Origin of the sequence: Streptomyces sp. 6-11-2 (genome assembly GCF_006540305.1) — a bacterium.
In the GTDB taxonomy this organism is placed as follows: domain Bacteria; phylum Actinomycetota; class Actinomycetes; order Streptomycetales; family Streptomycetaceae; genus Streptomyces.
In genome coordinates this window covers 340,440-355,104 of sequence record NZ_BJOR01000001.1, presented here as the reverse complement: position 1 = coordinate 355,104, position 14,665 = coordinate 340,440, and the positions used below count along the sequence as shown (strand labels likewise).

Sequence of the window (14,665 nt, the reverse complement as noted above, 5' to 3'; positions counted from 1 at the left end):
GACGGGAAGGGGCAAACCCTGAAATTCTACGCGAGCGGTCCTTTCGGCCGGCGGGCCCGGCGGCCGGGCCGTCGCTCAGCGGGCGGCGGGGCCCCGCAGTGAGGTGGTGAGCAGCTCGATCATGCGGCCGTAACGGGCGGGGAAGTCGACGTGCGCGGCGAGGAGCGCGGGGTCCTCGACGGCGGCGACGACGGTGGGTCCGGGGTGGGCGAACGGCCACAGGCCGGCGATGAGCACGATGGTCGCCGAGGCCAGTTCCTTCGCGGCTGTCGGGTCCAGTTCGGGGATGCGGGCGTGGAGGATGCCGGCGAGCCGGTCGTTGTTGGTCAGCGCCTGGCGCTTGTAGGCGCGGACCGTCTCCACCGGGACCGTGCGTTCCAGCACGCTGGCCAGCACGCTCGCCAGCTCGCACATCACCGGCCGGGCGGCGAGTGAGGCAGCGTAGGCCTCGGCGAAGCCGCGCACCCGCGCTGCCGGCCCGGTGCCGTCCGCGTCGGCGGGCGCCAGCTCGGCCGGGAGCGCGTCCAGCCAGGCGCCGTAGGCCCGGTTGAGGAGCTCCAGGAAGACCGCCTCGCGGTTCTCGAAGTACCGCAGCACGTTCGAGGTGGCGATCCCCGACTGCCGGCCGATGTCGCGCAGGGTGATGTCTGCGACCTGCGTCGTCTCCAGCAGGTGCTCGGCAGCGTCCAGGATCGACTGCCTGCGCAGCTCCCGGTTCTCGGGGCTGCGCGCGCGGATGAACCCCTGCTTCGTCTCGCTCATGACCCTCTCTTCGCTCGCGGTGTCCCCACGGTCAGGATATCGACCGACCTGGTTAAGAGAACTGGGTTCTGTTACCGTCGGAGAAGCGTTAAGAGAATGCCGTTCGGCTAACTTGGCCGGACCGGTCCGAAGGGATCCGGGAGGACATCGTGATCACGTTCGACAAGCTGCTGGTGGGCGGAGCCTGGGCCGCCCCCGCCACCTCCGGCGTCCTGGAGGTCCGCTCCCCGCACGACCAGTCCCTGGTGGGTGTCGTGCCCGAGGCGTCCTTCGCCGACGTCGACCGTGCCGTGGCAGCGGCCCGCGAGGCCTTCGACCACGGCCCCTGGCCGCGGCTGACGCCCGGGGAACGGCGACGGGTGGTCGCCCGGTTCAACGAGCTGCACGCGGCGCGCGCCGGCGAACTGGCCGCGCTCATCACCTCGGAGAACGGCTCGCCGATCTGGTTCACCGGCTGGCTTCAGCGCAGCCTGAAGGACTTCAACGACGACTTCCTCGACGTCGCCGCCGGCTTCGACTGGGAGTCCGAACTGCCCGGCCGGGACGGCCATCGCACCGTGGTGCGCCGGGCCCCCGTGGGCGTGGTCGCGGCGGTGATCCCGTGGAACGCGCCGCACCAGTCCGCCCTGGTCAAGCTGGTCCCCGCGCTGCTCGCGGGGTGCACGGTGATCCTCAAGCCGTCGCCCGAGACGGCCGTGGACGGCCTGCGGCTCGCGGAACTCCTCGCCGCGGCGGGCTTCCCGGAGGGCGTGATCAGCGTGCTGCCCGCCGACCGGGAGGTCAGCGAGTACCTCGTCGCCCATCCCGGCGTCGACAAGATCGCGTTCACCGGCTCGACCGCGGCCGGGCGCCGTATCGCCGCCATCGCCGGTGAGCGGTTCAAGCGCGTCAGCCTGGAACTCGGCGGCAAGTCCGCCGCCATCGTCCTGCCGGACGCGGACGTCGACCGGGCCGCGGCGGCCCTGAAGGGCCTGTCGCTGGGCAACAACGGCGAGGCCTGCGTAGCCCACACCCGCATCCTGGCCCCGAGCAGCCGCTACGACGAGGTCGTCGAGGCGATCGCCGCCATGATGCGGGGCGTCACCGTGGGCGACCCCATGGACCCGGACACCTGGATCGGCCCCATGGTCAAGCAGGCCCAGCAGCAGCGCGTCCAGTCCTGCATCGAAGCCGGCATCGCCGAAGGCGCCCGCCTGGTCCTCGGCGGCCCCGGCGCCCCGGACACCCCGGGCCTGGAGAAGGGCTTCTACGTGCGCCCGACCCTCTTCGCCGACGTCGCCAACACCATGAGGATCGCCCAGGAGGAGATCTTCGGCCCGGTCCTGGCGGTCATCCCGTACGACACCGAGGACGAGGCCGTCGCCATCGCCAACGACTCGGCCTACGGGCTCGACGGCGGTGTGTGGACCGCCGACCCGGAGCACGGCCTCGAAGTCGCCCGCCGCATCCGCACCGGCACCTTCGGCGTCAACGGCGCCTCCCGCGACATGCGCGCACCGTTCGGCGGCTTCAAGGCCAGCGGCCTCGGCCGGGAGTTCGGCCCGGCGGGCCTGAGCGCCTACACCGAGTACCAGTCCATCGCCCTGTGATCACCGGGAGGTGCCCGGCACCGCCCGGACAACCCGTACCCACCGCCGCAAGAACCGGCCTACCGACGCCCGGGCGGCACCGCCTCCTCCACCGCGTAGCCGGGCACGGACGGCCACCGAACGGTCAGCACCACCGACTCCTCCTCCGCGAACCACGAGTGGTCCACTCCGCGCCCCCACACGACGTAGTCCCCCTGCTCCTCCAGAAGAACGCTGCGGCCCGGGAGTTCCACCCGGAAGCGCCCGCTGATGAGCACCAGCAGAGCCGTACGTTCCTCCCCCTCCACCCACCGCGACCGCTCGTCGCCACGGGGATGAACTCCCCACTTGATCTCCACGGCCTCACTGCGACGCGGATCGCCGACCTCCTTGAAGTGCCCGAGCAGCCACCCCCGATCCAGCGCCGCGTCCTTGCCCGCGTTCCCCACATACACACTGTCACTCACGCGGGCGGACGCTAGCAGTTCGGTGGGAACGTGCCGCAGGTCTACGGGGCCCACTGCCGTGGGCGCTTGACGCACGTGGGCGATGCGCGGCGTCACCGAGCAGGCAGGATGCGGGTCGGCGTACGACAATGGTGGGTGGCACTGCGGTGTTGCCGGTATTTCCAGCGCGAACCGCCGATCGACAGGCTGGGAGGCTCGTCGTGAGCGCACCTCTCCACGCGTGGCCGGTGCTGGTCCACGAGGACCTGGCTCCGATGGTCGCCTATGTGAACCGGTTGGTACAGATCGCGGGTAAGTACACCCTCGACGAGCCGTTCGAAGTCGGCTGGGGAAACATCGTCCTGGATGTCACTCCCCGTGGGCTCAGGACGCCGACGCTCCGGCAGCAGGACGTGACCTTCACCGTGCATCACCGGCTGCTCGACGGCGACGTGGTCGTCGAGACCGACGGGGGCTCGCGGACCTTGCCCATGTCCGACGGATCACTCGCCTCGTTCTACGCGTCGTTCTGCGGCGCGGCGGGCGAGCTCGGCCTGCGCAGGCCCCGCACTTCGCTGATCTGCGAGATTCCCGGCGCCCCGCCGAACTTCGGAGATGATCAGGTCGAACGCCACTGGGACCACCGCGCGGCGCGGCTGATGTGGACAGCGCTGAATCTCGCCGCCGACGGGCTGGAGGAGTGGCAGGCGCCCTACCTGGGACACCGTCCGCGGGTCGGGGTCATGTGGGGCGGCTTCGACCTGTCCGCCACGCGCTACCGTGCGCAGCCCACCGTGCCACCGGCCCACGGTCCGGCCTTCCAGCAGAACGCCCAGACCGAGGCGTATGTCTCGGTCGGATTCTCCTTCGGAGGTCCCGAGGCACAGGACCTGGGTATGTACGCCTACATCTGGCCCCAGCCGGACGGTCTGGAGAACCGGTCGTGGGGTGTCGACGGCGCGGCCTGGCATCCTGACGCCGGTCTGGTTCTCCTGCCCTGGGAGGCACTCAGGCAGACCCCCGACCCGCACCGCGCCATCGTGGCGTTCGGTGACGCCGTCTACGACGCCGCCGTCGCAACGGCAGGCTGGCCGTCGGACCTCGTCGGGGCCCGCTGCGACGGTTGGTACATGAGCAGGACGCCGCCCGCCCTGGCCCACGCCCAGTACCACCACTGAGAGCGACAAGCGACACGGCGCAGCAGGAAGTGGGCGGCACCGTCCGCTCACCCGGGTGTTGCGTCAGGAACATCGACGGCAACCCACCGCAATTCCGGGCGAGTGGCGTCGTCAGCCGCCCAGCCCGCCCGCGGCGAGCCTGTCGCCCACGTCGCTCACCAGCCGGTGCCCCAGGTCCTCGGCGCGCGCGAGAAGGTCCTCGAAGCCCGTGAGGCGACGGAAGGCCAGGGCGTAGGCCGCCTGTTCCGCCAGGGGCAGGACATCAGAACCCCGACGAGACGGCGCCACCCCGCACCTTCGCGCGCGGCGCTCACCGCAGCGTGGGACGGCAGGCGCTTGGACGGGAAACTCTCGCACAACGGGCCGTACACCGGGGAGCTGACGGCGGCTCCACGGGACGGGCAGGGCGCGGAGCTGAAGCTGAGCGGCGCGATCGCGGTGACGGGCGCGGGTGCCAAGGCGAGACCGAACTCGTCCAACCATCCGGCTGCCGACAGCGGTTACGGGACGATGCGCAGCCACGACCCGCTCGCCTCGCACAGGGAGGACGCTCTCTGGCGAACCGGGTCACCGCTCGGCGTATCCGGTCGGCAGGCCCGTACTTCCGGGCACCGGATCGCTCCGTCGAATACGGCGGCGGCCCCGCCCGGTGCACGGGTCCTGATCCCACGTCCGGCGCGGCCGTGTCTCCGACACCCGATCGGTGACAGGGCCGTGCGCGGCCCTGCTCGGGAGACACCAACCGCCTGGGCCGTCGAACCAGTGTTCCGGCAGGCAACGTTCGGAACCCGTTCATCGATCACCCGGAGTGGGTCGAGGCGATCTGGTAGCAGTCACGTTCCGTGGTGCCCGGCGACACCGCACACGGCACCACGGGAGGGCGCTGTGCCCGAACACTGGTGACGGGGTGTCGGATGCGCGCTCAGGCGCCCGCCCCGGGGATGTTGACGTGCAGGGTCGGGACTCCCGTCCGTTTCCTGCAGGGCGGGGGACCTTCCCCGGTCCGCGGTGGTAGGACAGGGCTGTGGTCGGCACTGCGGACAGCAACCAGAGTGCGGGCCGAACGAGGCACCGCGAGAGGGGAGTTGGGTATGGCGGCAGAGAACATCGACGATGTCGTGGACGGACTTGCCGGGATCGTGCGGGAGGCCCGTCGCGCGGGTGACCGGGTCGGGTACTTCGCGGCGCTGTACCGACAGGTGACCGTTGAGGTCCGCACGGCCATTCACGGTGGGCTGTTCGACGACGGCGCCCGCATGGACCGTTTCGACACGCTCTTCGGCAACCGCTACTTCGACGCGTACGACGCCTGGCGTCGTGACCGGAGCGGGCCGCGTTGTTGGCGTGAGACGTTCGGGCTGCTCGACGAGGCCGACACCATCATCGTCCAGCACCTGATACTCGGCGTGAACGCGCACATCAACCTCGACCTGGCCATCGCCGCTGCGCGGACCAGCCCGGGCGAGGCCATCCACGCGTTGCGGCGTGACTTTCTGCTGATCAACGACGTCCTTGCGCGGGTGGTGTTGGCGGTGCAGGACTCGGTCGGCGCCGTGTCGCCCTTCCTGTCGCTGCTGGATCGGGTCGGAGCCCGAACCGACGAGCGGATCCTCGACTTCAGTGTCCGTCAGTCCCGCGAGGAGGCGTGGTACAACGCCGTCCTGCTTGCCGGCCAGAACGAAAAGGAGCGCGAGGCCACCATCCAGCGGCTCGACGTCCGGGCCGCCGTGCTCGCACGGTTGATAGCACGACCGGGCGGCCTCGTCCGGCCGGCCCTGCAGCTGATCCGGCGCACCGAGAGTGGTGACGTGCCGGCCGTCATCGCTCATCTGGACAACGCCATGGAGCGAGCCTCCGTCCGGCAGGGGACGGGGTGAGGCCCGGCGGCGGGGGAGGCGGTGGCGGCGGCTCCTGGTGAGTGCCGGGCCGTTGCCCGGTGAGCGGTTGGCCGACTCGGGCGCGAGGGGCCCGGCCGACGGCCGCCGTTGTGCGGTGACGGCGCGGGAGGAACACGCCGTCACCAAGGCGTGGGGCCGGCCCGAACGTACGGGTTCGGGCCGGCCGGCCGGGAGTTCGGTCAGCAGAGGGGGACACCGGGGAGCTGGGCCGCCGGGTGGTCGATGTAGATGTTGCTGATGAAGCCGTTCTGGTCCCGCAGCTTGCTCCACCAGTTGTTGGTGTACCCCTCGGCGTTCACCGTGTCGCCCTGCTTCTGGCACAGGACCCGCACGCTGGTGTTGTTCTGCAACCTGGGCCAGGATCCACGCCACTCGAACAGGTCCTCACCCCCGCAGGGGATAGCCGATCTCGGCGATGTCCTCTTCAAGGCCGGCAAGATCAACATCGGGGTTCAGCGATGACACGATGCTCTTCGTGAGAGGCCGCAGGGCGTAGACGTGACGCACGGCCTCGAGGCTTACCGTCACCTCGTAGTAATCCTCCGCGAACTGCTGGTACGCCTCGGGCCGGCCGTCAAGGAGGACGTCGAAGAGCCATTCCGCACTGCCGTCGTCCGCCACACCCTCCGGCAGAGCCTCGACGGCGCCGCACTTCCACTCGGTGTCGGCCTGTTCGCGCCAGAAGCACACTGTTGCGCGCGGCGTGCCGTCGTCGTCGCTGAAGGCGGGCTCTGTGACCTGGGGGAGGAATGCTTCGGGCACTCCGTCGAACAGTCCGGGCCACGGAGCTGGAGGCGTCAACCGATAGGGGGTCATCGGCGACTCGTGATCGAAGCCGCGGACGTAGGCGCCCGCCGGTGAGAAGACGATCGAGTAGTCGTTGCCGCAACCGTCGCGCATGGAGGCCATCCCCTCCGTCGGCGACCACCGGGAGTCGAACGAGTAGAACCGGGACTTCCAATCCGGGCTCATGACGGCATCCAGCATGGCCATGGCTCGGGAGCGATCCCGGACGATCGAGATCTTGGGCAGCTGACGGATCACTTCATAGACAGACACAGCCACATCCAAGCCGAACCCACGGACAACACCCGCACCGCACCCACCCCTCCGAAGGCACCACCCGACGTTCCGAGCCCGTCATCACTTGGCATCGTTGATTCCACAGAAGGTCCTGGTAGCGGGCGACGGCAAGCGGGTTGACCGCGTAGACCGGCCGCCCGGTGGCCCGCAGTTGGGCGACCAGCAGCCCGCGGCGCGGCCGTCGAACCGGACCGGGCCCTGCCCCGGCTCGACATGCTCGACGACACGGACGTTCTCGCACCCGCGCCGCGCCTCCTCCCGGAACCGGACCACTGCGTCCACGAGGTCTTCGAGGCGCGGGTCGCGGCCCCCGGACGCCACAGCGGTCGTCTTCGGCGGGCAGCGGCTCAGCTACGCCCAACTCGACGCCCGCGCCACCCGGCTCGCCTGGGGCGAACCCCGGGCAGTGGGTGCCGAGTTCTGCCACCGGCGGCTCCGGCATACCGACGGCGAGGACCGGCGGCGCTCCTCGGCGAGACCGATGCATCCGCGCTCATTGACAGTGCATCGGCTGGGTCTTAGCTTCTCTGCGAGACATCGGACATCAGACGTCCCATGTCCAGCAGTGCAGTGCTTCGAAGGAGCGACGGCTGATGGGCAACGCGCACGACAGCAGCTTTTCCCGCAGGGCGGTCCTGATCGGAGGCATGGGCGTCGCCGCCGGCGCCTCACTGGCAGCGACGACGCCCTCGGCGTTCGCCGCCACGGCCCGCTCGGCAGCCATACCTCCGGCCATCGACCCCACCAGTGGCAAACACAAGTACTTCGCCTTCGACACCGGCTTGTGGAACGGCCATCTGATGTCGAACTGTCAGGTGCGCATGGGGAGTTTCACCAAGGACACGGCACACAACCCGCTGTTCGGCGAGGGCCTGTACGAGCATCCAATGCTGCCCTGGGAGCCACGTTTCGACAACGGCTACCCGAACGTCTTCTGGGATCCCGAACACCGGAAGTTCCGCTGCTACTACACGCTCTTCCTGGTGGACCCCTCGTCGTCGAGCACACCCGTCGACCAGCGGATCGGAAAGACGTACTCCACTGCGAACCGGGTGACGGGCTGCAACTACGCCGAGTCGGCAGACGGAATCCACTGGACCAAGCCCGATCTGGGACTCGTCGACTTCAACGGCAGCACGGCGAACAACATCCTGCTGAAGGGAGTCCAGGGGACTTCGGTCCTCTACGACCCCGAAGACCCCGATCCGTCCCGCCGATACAAGCTGATCACCCTCGCGTCCAAGCTGTCCGTCGCGTTCTCCGCCGACGGCATCCATTTCACGCCGCTGCGGCCCTGGCCGGCCAACAGCCCCTCTCCGGGGGCGGACTGCCACAACCGTGTGTTCAAGGACAGCGTAAGCGGGGAATACGTGCTCATCACCCGCCTGTGGGACAGCAACGTCCGCGTGGTGGCCATGTCGCGGAGCACCGACTTCGTCAACTGGTCGAAGCCGGTCGAGGTGCATCGCGGCAACGGCTTGGAGTCCCAGGTGTACTCGATGCCTTCGTGGGAGTACGGCCAGGGTCTGTACCTGGGCCTCGGCTCCGTCTACACCGATGGCGACAAGACGCTTCCGGACTACGACACGGTAGACCTCTCGCTTCTGTGGTCGACCAACACCACCGAATGGAACAACGTCGCCCCGGACGAGAGCACCTTCATCCCGCACGGCTCGGGCATGGGGCGGTACCCGCGCGGTGACTTCGACAGCAGCGTCATTTTCGCGTCCGTCCCGATCGAGATGGACAACCGCCTCTGGTTCTACTACATGGGCGGCAAGGGATGGCACACGTCCTGGCGGCAGACAGCACTCGGGCGAGGGTGGATCGAGAAGGACAAGTTCGCCTACTACGGCGGCCGGCAGGTCCACAAGCCCACCGTGGTCACCACACAGGGCCTCAGCATCTTCGGCGATGATGTGCGGTTCCTCGTCGACGTCGACCACGGCGGCTCCGTCTCCGTCGCCCTGATGGACCAGAACGGCACCGCCGTCCAACCCGGCTTCGAGGCAGACAGAAGCGTTCTCGAGCCGGGGCCGGATGGCTGGTACCAGGTGCGGTGGCGCGGTGCGGACGTCCGCTCGTTGGACCCGAGCCTCTTCCACGCGCTGCAGATCACGATGAAGAACACCCGGCTGTGGGCCCTCGGAGGAGACTTCTACGTCCGTCCTCTGAAATACGCCAAGCCTTGACCTCGATCGGCGAGTGACGAGTGAGCCCTTTCCGGAGTGGGCGCTGACGGGGTGAGGTCAAGTCCGCCGTCGAACGGACTGATTCAGTTCTCCAGGCGGACCGGCATCAGCAGGGAGAACGTGTGCTCGTCGTCGGGGCGGCGGATGACGAGGGGGGCCCTGGGGGCGGTGAACTCCAGGAGGAGTTCGGGGCGGGATCCGGCGGTGAGGGCGTGGTGGAGGAAGTCGCGGTTGACGGCGATGTGGTGCTGCTGGGCCTCGTCGCCGTCACCGCAGACGGCCACCGTGCCGTCGTCCGCGAGTTTCAGCACGCTGAGGTCGCAGGGCTGGCCGTCCTGGTTGCGTGGTTCGCTGGTGCGGACGGGGCCGGTCGTCAGGGACTCGCGGAGGGCGGCGACGTCGACGAGGGTGCGTCGCCCGTCGGGCAGGTGGACGAGGCGGCGGTAGTCGGGGAAGTCGTGGTCCAGGCACTGGCCGGCCGTCTCGCGGTCGCCGGCCTTCAGTGTCACGCGGCCGCCGTCCACGGTGAGTTCCGCGGTTTCCTCCCCGTCCAGGAGCGCCCGCATCGCGTCGGCCAGGGGAAGGGGCACGATGATCTGCACCCGGCCCGTGTCGTGTCCGGTGGTCCGGGCCCGTGCCACGGCCAGTCGGTACCGGTCGGTGGCCACCGTACGCAGGTCTTCGCCCTCGATGTCGAACAGGACCCCGCAGAGCATCGGCAGTTCCGGATCGGTACTCGCCGCGAAACGGACCGCGTCCAGTGCGGCGGCCAGTTCCGGGACGGAGACGGACAGGCGGACGGTTGCGGTGCGGAGCGAAGTCATGGGGTTCTCCCTGTGGGCGAGTACGGCTCTGAGCGCGGAGAACTCGCCGCGGGCATCGGACAGGCCCAGTTCGAGGCGGCGCAGGTGCGCCTGGAGGAGTCCCCGCACCAGGTCGGTGTCCGCGTTGGACCAGCCGGCCAGCACCAGCCGGACGTCCGCCAGCGGCATCCCGGCCCGACGCAGCCGGGCCAGCAACCGCGCCTCGTCGAGCTGTCCGGGCTCGTACCAGCGGTAGCCGCTCACCGGGTCCACCCAGGCCGGGACCAGCACCCCGGCCCGGTCGTAGAACCGCAGCGCGCTCACGCCCAGTCCGCTGTCCCGGGCCATCTCCCCGATACTGCGCATCTCGCTCTCCACGTCCGGAACCCTGAGGCCTCGACCAGGTCGAGGGTCAACCGGAAGCCGGAGCAGCCTGGGACCAGCCCTCGTCCGCCTCCCGTGCGGCGTGCTCCAGCCGGCGCCGGTGGTTCTCCCACCAGGCGCGATCGCCCGGAGGGATGCTGTCGGCGCCCTTCGACAGGCCTACGGTCCCGTCGATGAGTTCCCGGACGATGTCGGCGTGGCCGGCGTGCCGCTGGGTGTCGGACAGCACGCGGACCAGGACGTGGTGCAGGGTCACCTCTCGCCGCTCCTCCGGCCACCACGGGACGTGACCGGTCGCGTCGAGCGGCAGTCGCGCGATCGTCCCGTCCGCGTGCTCCCACGCCCGCCGGTACAGCCCGGTGATCTCCTCGCGCGATTCGTCGGCGGTGGCCCACATGTCCGCGTTGGGCTCGGCGTCCTCCGTGTACCACCAGGGCGGCGGATCCCCTTTGAAGAACGGCCGTCCGAACGTGTCGCCGAAGTAGCCGAGTTCCACGCCGGCGGTGTGCTTGACCAGCCCCAACAGGTTGGTGCCGGTGGGAGTCAGAGGGCGGCGTACGTCGTATTCCGAAAGCCCTTCGAGCTTCCACAGCAGGGCGTCACGGGCGTCTTGCAGAGAGCGGAGAAGGTTCGCCTTCGGGTCTGCTTCGATCATGCCGGGCAGTCTTCCAGCCGCCGCTGACAACGGGTCCGGTCCGTCCCCCGGGTGCGTGGGACGGGTGCGGGCGACAAGCTGAAGGTACGGATCCGAGGCAGGTGAGCCATGGGTGAGCGGGCGGTGTCCGTCGCGCGGATCGTGGTCGGTGTCGACGGCTCGGGGCCGTCGGAGGACGCTCTGCGGTGGGCGGCGCGGCAGGCCGCTCTGACGGGTGCCGTGGTGGAGGCGGTGACCGTGTGGGAGTACCCGATGTGGTACGGCACGAGCGCCCTGGCCGCCGGGTTCGACTTCGCGGACAACGCGGCGAAGATCCTCGCTCAGGCGCTCGACGAGACCTTCGGTACCGACCGGCCGGTCGAGATCCGGTCCCGGGTCGAACAGGGGAACCCGGCGGGGGTGCTGCTCGCGGCCTCCCGGGGGGCGGAGCTGCCGGTGGTGGGGAACCGGGGGCACGGCGGGTTCACCGATGCGCTGCTGGGGTCGGCCAGCACCTCGTTCAGCACGCGGAGTGCCCGGTGGTCGTCATCCGCGGCCCCGTACCGAGCACCGCCCATGGGGCCGACGGCGTGCGGTGAGGCCATGTGGCCCTATGACGCACGGGGGCTGCCGGGTGACTGTGGAAAGCGCACGCGACCCGAGCGCAGGAGCAGGGAAGAAGGTTGACGGCATGGCCTGGGCATCTTGGACCACCCCCGGGGTCTTCACCGGCCGGGGCGGCGTACGAACGGACGAGGCCGGCGTCGTCACCGGCAATCTGACCGTCCACACGACCTGGGACGGGAACGAGGCCGACGTGACGGTCGGGTACACCGGTACAACCGAGTGGTTCACCCTGACCGGAAGCCCCGTTCCCTGCCGTACCGAGCGGCACAGCCGGGAACTGCACCAGGCCGTGGTGGCCGCCGTCAGCGCGGGTGGCGGAGCCACCGTCCAGCAGACGCGGGTGAGGGAGACGACCTGAACCGCGGCACTCAGGCGCGCGTGTCGTCGGGTTCGGGACCCCAGTACTCCGGGCCGCCCCCGCGCCAGTCGATCAGCGGGGAGACCGAGACCTCCACGGGATCGACGTCCAGCCCCGCGCGGCGCAGGAACTCGGCGACATCGACGACGCTGTAGGCCAGCCCCAGGATCTCGCCGTTCACGCGGACGCGCCGGCCGCCCGTCGGGGAGGGCGGGTGCACGATCACAGGCAGTGGTCCGGGCATGTACCCAGCATCGGATGCGGGCCGCGCCGCCGCATCCGGACGGCGGCGGTCCACGCCCGGGCCCGCTCCGTGGAGGGCCCGATTACGCTGTCGGGGTGACGGACAGCAACAGACGGCCGCTCGCCGTGTTCGACCTGGACAACACCCTCGCCGACACGGCGCACCGGCAGCGCTTCCTCCGGCGCCGCCCGCGCGACTGGGACGCCTTCTTCGCGGCCGCGCCCCACGATCCGCCGATCGGGCAGGGCGTGGAGCTGGTCCGCCGGAGCGCGGCGGAGTGCGAGGTCGTGTACCTCACCGGGCGACCCGAGAGGTGCCGCCGGGACACCCTGGACTGGCTGGCCGCCCACGGGCTGCCCGAGGGGCGCCTGCACATGCGACGCGACGGCGACCGCAGGCCGGCCCGCCGCACCAAGCTGGAGATCCTGCGGCGGCTCGCCCGCGACCGGGAGATCCGCGTCCTCGTGGACGACGACGAGCTGGTGTGCGAGGACGCCGAACAGGCGGGGTTCCGCGTCCTGCGCGCCCGCTGGACGGCGCCGTCCGCCGAGTTGAGGACCGCGCAGGAGAGCAAGGGGCGTACCTGAGCCGCGGGAGCGCCAGTCACGCATCGAGGGGGACGCGCCAACGGGGACGTACGAGAGGGATGTGCGAGAGGGACGTACGAGAGCGAGGGACGCAGGGGCGTCAGTCCGTGTCCTCGATCCGGAAGCCGACCTTCAGGCCGACCTGGTAGTGCTCGATCCGCCCGTCCTCGATCTGGCCCCTGACCTGGGTCACCTCGAACCAGTCCAGGTTCCGCAGGGTCTGCGAGGCGCGGGTGATGGCGTTGCGGATGGCCTGGTCGACGCCTTCGTGCGAGCTGCCGACGATCTCCGTGACCCGGTAGGTGTGGTCGGTCATGAGGGTGGCTCCTCTCGGCGGGCGGCGCCGGTGACGCGAGTAAAGGGCGTCACGACTTCCGGGCGCGCGTGTGGCGCGCGTCACTCCACCGTGCCGCATGCGGAGGCGGGGCGCGAGACGAGGAAGTACGGCAAGCGGGACATCACTTGACCCGGGCATTGGTCCATACCAAAATCGCAGCCACACCCGCGCGAGCCCCTGCTCGTCCCCCCACGTCGGGCCCCTTCCCTGTGCGTCGGAAAGAACAGGACCCTTCGTGAGACCTCGCCTCCTCGCTCTGGTGTGTGCGTCCTCCTTCCTGGTCAGTGCCTGCGGCGTGCTGTCGCCAGGCGGAAGCGGGCGGCACACCGTCACCGTGTGGATGATGAAGGGCAGCGCGTCGCAGGACTTCCTGGACCGCTTCACCGAGGACTTCGAACGCACCCACGGAGACCTGCGTCTCGACATCCGCATCCAGGAGTGGACCGGCATCGGTCCCAAGGTGCAGGCCGCGCTCACGAATCGCTCCGAGGACGGCCCCGACGTCATCGAGGTCGGCAACACCCAGGTCGCGCAGTACGCCAAGGGCGGCAGGCTGACCAACCTGACGCTGGAGTCGATGCGGGACTGGGGCATGCGGGACTGGCTGCCCGGCCTGGCCGAACCGGGGCTGGACAACTCCTCCCAGTACGGCATCCCGTGGTATGCGGCCAACCGGGTCGTCATCTACCGCAAGGACCTGTTCGAGCGGGCGGGCATCACGAAGCCGCCTCGCACCCGGGCCGAGTGGCTGGCCGCGAGCGAGAAGCTCAACTCCGCGGCCGACCAGGGGATCTACCTCGCCGGACAGGACTGGTACACGCTGTCCGGTTTCATCTGGGACGAGGGCGGCGACCTCGCCACGGAGACCGACAGCGGCTGGAAGGGCGCCCTGGACAGTGCCGCCGCGCTGCGCGGCATGGACTTCTACCGGCAACTCCAGGCGCTGGGCCGGGGCCCGGTCGACGCCGACGAGGAACACCCGCCGCAGGCGGAGGTGTTCGCCGAGGGGAAGGTGGCGCAGATCGTGGCGGTGCCCGGCCTCGCCCAGACCATCGTGGAGAAGAACCCCGACCTCAAGGACAAGTTGGGTTTCTTCCCCGTGCCGGGCAGGACCGCCGCCCGGCCGGGCACGGTGTTCACCGGCGGCTCCGACCTCGTCGTGCCCCGTAACACCACCGACCGGGACGGCGCTGTCGACGTGGTCGCCGCCCTCACCGGCACCAAGTGGGACACCGACCTGGCCCGCACCATGAACTACGTCCCCAACAAGACGAAGCTCGCCACCGCCGTCGCGGACGAGGAGGGGGTCGCGGCCATGGCGGCGGGCGCCGCACACGGCCGGGCGACCCCCAACACGCCGCAGTGGGCCACGGTCGAGGCCGACAACCCGATCAAGGACTACATGACGAAGGTGCTCTCCGGCGGCGACCCGGCGACGGAGGCCCGCCGCGCCTCACAGCGGATCACCGAGCAGTTGGGGTAGCCCCCGGCATCCCCCGGCATCCCCCGGGCGATCGCCCGGAGGACCCCGGGGGTATGGAGGTCAGGGTGTCCGGTGTCCCGC

Annotated in this window: 16 protein-coding genes and 1 pseudogene; 8 read left to right on the top strand and 9 right to left on the bottom strand. The window is 70.1% G+C overall.

Annotated elements, in window-relative coordinates; translation table 11 throughout:
* Window positions 1–75: 75 nt before the first annotated feature.
* The gene (locus tag TNCT6_RS01780) at window positions 76–762 is read right to left on the bottom strand and encodes a TetR/AcrR family transcriptional regulator (RefSeq protein ID WP_141355869.1); all 687 of its coding nucleotides are present in this window, start codon (window positions 760–762) and stop codon (window positions 76–78) included.
* A 149-nt stretch (window positions 763–911) separates the two neighbouring features.
* Between TNCT6_RS01780 and TNCT6_RS01775 the strand changes: the two genes are divergently transcribed.
* Window positions 912–2,351, top strand: a complete 1,440-nt coding sequence (locus tag TNCT6_RS01775; RefSeq protein WP_141355867.1) for an aldehyde dehydrogenase — start codon at window positions 912–914, stop codon at window positions 2,349–2,351.
* Window positions 2,352–2,410: 59 nt separating this feature from the next.
* Here the strand turns inward: TNCT6_RS01775 and TNCT6_RS01770 are convergent, their stop codons facing one another.
* Entirely contained in the window at window positions 2,411–2,797 is a 387-nt protein-coding gene (locus TNCT6_RS01770; protein ID WP_141355865.1) for a signal peptidase I, read from the bottom strand.
* Between the two features lie 200 nt (window positions 2,798–2,997).
* Here TNCT6_RS01770 and TNCT6_RS01765 point away from each other — a divergent pair, with 200 nt between their 5' ends.
* Complete coding sequence (locus TNCT6_RS01765; RefSeq protein WP_253265994.1) at window positions 2,998–3,954, top strand: DUF5996 family protein; 957 nt, start codon at window positions 2,998–3,000, stop codon at window positions 3,952–3,954.
* A gap of 111 nt (window positions 3,955–4,065) precedes the next feature.
* Here TNCT6_RS01765 and TNCT6_RS39690 read toward each other — a convergent pair whose 3' ends face one another.
* Window positions 4,066–4,242, bottom strand: coding sequence for a hypothetical protein (locus TNCT6_RS39690; protein ID WP_172632770.1), 177 nt, complete (start codon window positions 4,240–4,242; stop codon window positions 4,066–4,068).
* An 803-nt stretch (window positions 4,243–5,045) separates the two neighbouring features.
* On the opposite strand from TNCT6_RS39690, the gene TNCT6_RS01760 reads away from it, so the two are divergent.
* Window positions 5,046–5,831 (top strand): DUF5995 family protein, encoded by a 786-nt coding sequence (locus tag TNCT6_RS01760; protein ID WP_141355863.1) that lies wholly within the window; start codon window positions 5,046–5,048, stop codon window positions 5,829–5,831.
* Between the two features lie 200 nt (window positions 5,832–6,031).
* Here the strand turns inward: TNCT6_RS01760 and TNCT6_RS01755 are convergent.
* Both TNCT6_RS01755 and TNCT6_RS01750 read right to left on the bottom strand, forming a co-directional pair.
* Window positions 6,032–6,202, bottom strand: a pseudogene (locus TNCT6_RS01755) (M23 family peptidase); the annotation flags it as partial.
* 34 nt (window positions 6,203–6,236) lie between these two features.
* A complete protein-coding gene (locus TNCT6_RS01750; protein ID WP_141355861.1) occupies window positions 6,237–6,896 on the bottom strand; it encodes a hypothetical protein in 660 nt (219 codons plus the stop codon).
* A gap of 632 nt (window positions 6,897–7,528) precedes the next feature.
* Here TNCT6_RS01750 and TNCT6_RS01740 point away from each other — a divergent pair.
* Window positions 7,529–9,127, top strand: coding sequence for a hypothetical protein (locus tag TNCT6_RS01740; RefSeq protein WP_141355859.1), 1,599 nt, complete (start codon window positions 7,529–7,531; stop codon window positions 9,125–9,127).
* A gap of 83 nt (window positions 9,128–9,210) precedes the next feature.
* On the opposite strand, the gene TNCT6_RS01735 is transcribed toward TNCT6_RS01740, so the two are convergent.
* Both TNCT6_RS01735 and TNCT6_RS01730 read right to left on the bottom strand, forming a co-directional pair.
* Complete coding sequence (locus TNCT6_RS01735; protein WP_141355857.1) at window positions 9,211–10,296, bottom strand: MerR family transcriptional regulator; 1,086 nt, start codon at window positions 10,294–10,296, stop codon at window positions 9,211–9,213.
* A gap of 46 nt (window positions 10,297–10,342) precedes the next feature.
* Window positions 10,343–10,969 carry a DinB family protein gene (locus TNCT6_RS01730; protein WP_141355855.1) on the bottom strand — a complete coding sequence of 209 codons (627 nt, stop codon included), beginning with the start codon at window positions 10,967–10,969 and terminating at the stop codon, window positions 10,343–10,345.
* A 108-nt stretch (window positions 10,970–11,077) separates the two neighbouring features.
* On the opposite strand from TNCT6_RS01730, the gene TNCT6_RS01725 reads away from it, so the two are divergent.
* A complete protein-coding gene (locus tag TNCT6_RS01725) occupies window positions 11,078–11,635 on the top strand; it encodes a universal stress protein (RefSeq protein ID WP_308789458.1) in 558 nt (185 codons plus the stop codon).
* A gap of 4 nt (window positions 11,636–11,639) precedes the next feature.
* Window positions 11,640–11,933 (top strand): hypothetical protein, encoded by a 294-nt coding sequence (locus TNCT6_RS01720; RefSeq protein ID WP_141355853.1) that lies wholly within the window; start codon window positions 11,640–11,642, stop codon window positions 11,931–11,933.
* A 10-nt stretch (window positions 11,934–11,943) separates the two neighbouring features.
* On the opposite strand, the gene TNCT6_RS01715 is transcribed toward TNCT6_RS01720, so the two are convergent.
* The gene (locus tag TNCT6_RS01715) at window positions 11,944–12,177 is read right to left on the bottom strand and encodes a hypothetical protein (RefSeq protein ID WP_141355851.1); all 234 of its coding nucleotides are present in this window, start codon (window positions 12,175–12,177) and stop codon (window positions 11,944–11,946) included.
* 95 nt (window positions 12,178–12,272) lie between these two features.
* On the opposite strand from TNCT6_RS01715, the gene TNCT6_RS01710 reads away from it, so the two are divergent.
* On the top strand, window positions 12,273–12,764 hold the full coding sequence (locus tag TNCT6_RS01710) for a hypothetical protein (RefSeq protein WP_141355849.1): 492 nt from the start codon (window positions 12,273–12,275) through the stop codon (window positions 12,762–12,764).
* 100 nt (window positions 12,765–12,864) lie between these two features.
* Here TNCT6_RS01710 and TNCT6_RS01705 read toward each other — a convergent pair whose 3' ends face one another.
* Complete coding sequence (locus TNCT6_RS01705; RefSeq protein ID WP_141355848.1) at window positions 12,865–13,080, bottom strand: dodecin; 216 nt, start codon at window positions 13,078–13,080, stop codon at window positions 12,865–12,867.
* Window positions 13,081–13,336: 256 nt separating this feature from the next.
* Between TNCT6_RS01705 and TNCT6_RS01700 the strand changes: the two genes are divergently transcribed.
* On the top strand, window positions 13,337–14,584 hold the full coding sequence (locus TNCT6_RS01700; protein WP_141355846.1) for an extracellular solute-binding protein: 1,248 nt from the start codon (window positions 13,337–13,339) through the stop codon (window positions 14,582–14,584).
* The last annotated feature ends 81 nt before the right edge of the window (window positions 14,585–14,665 follow it).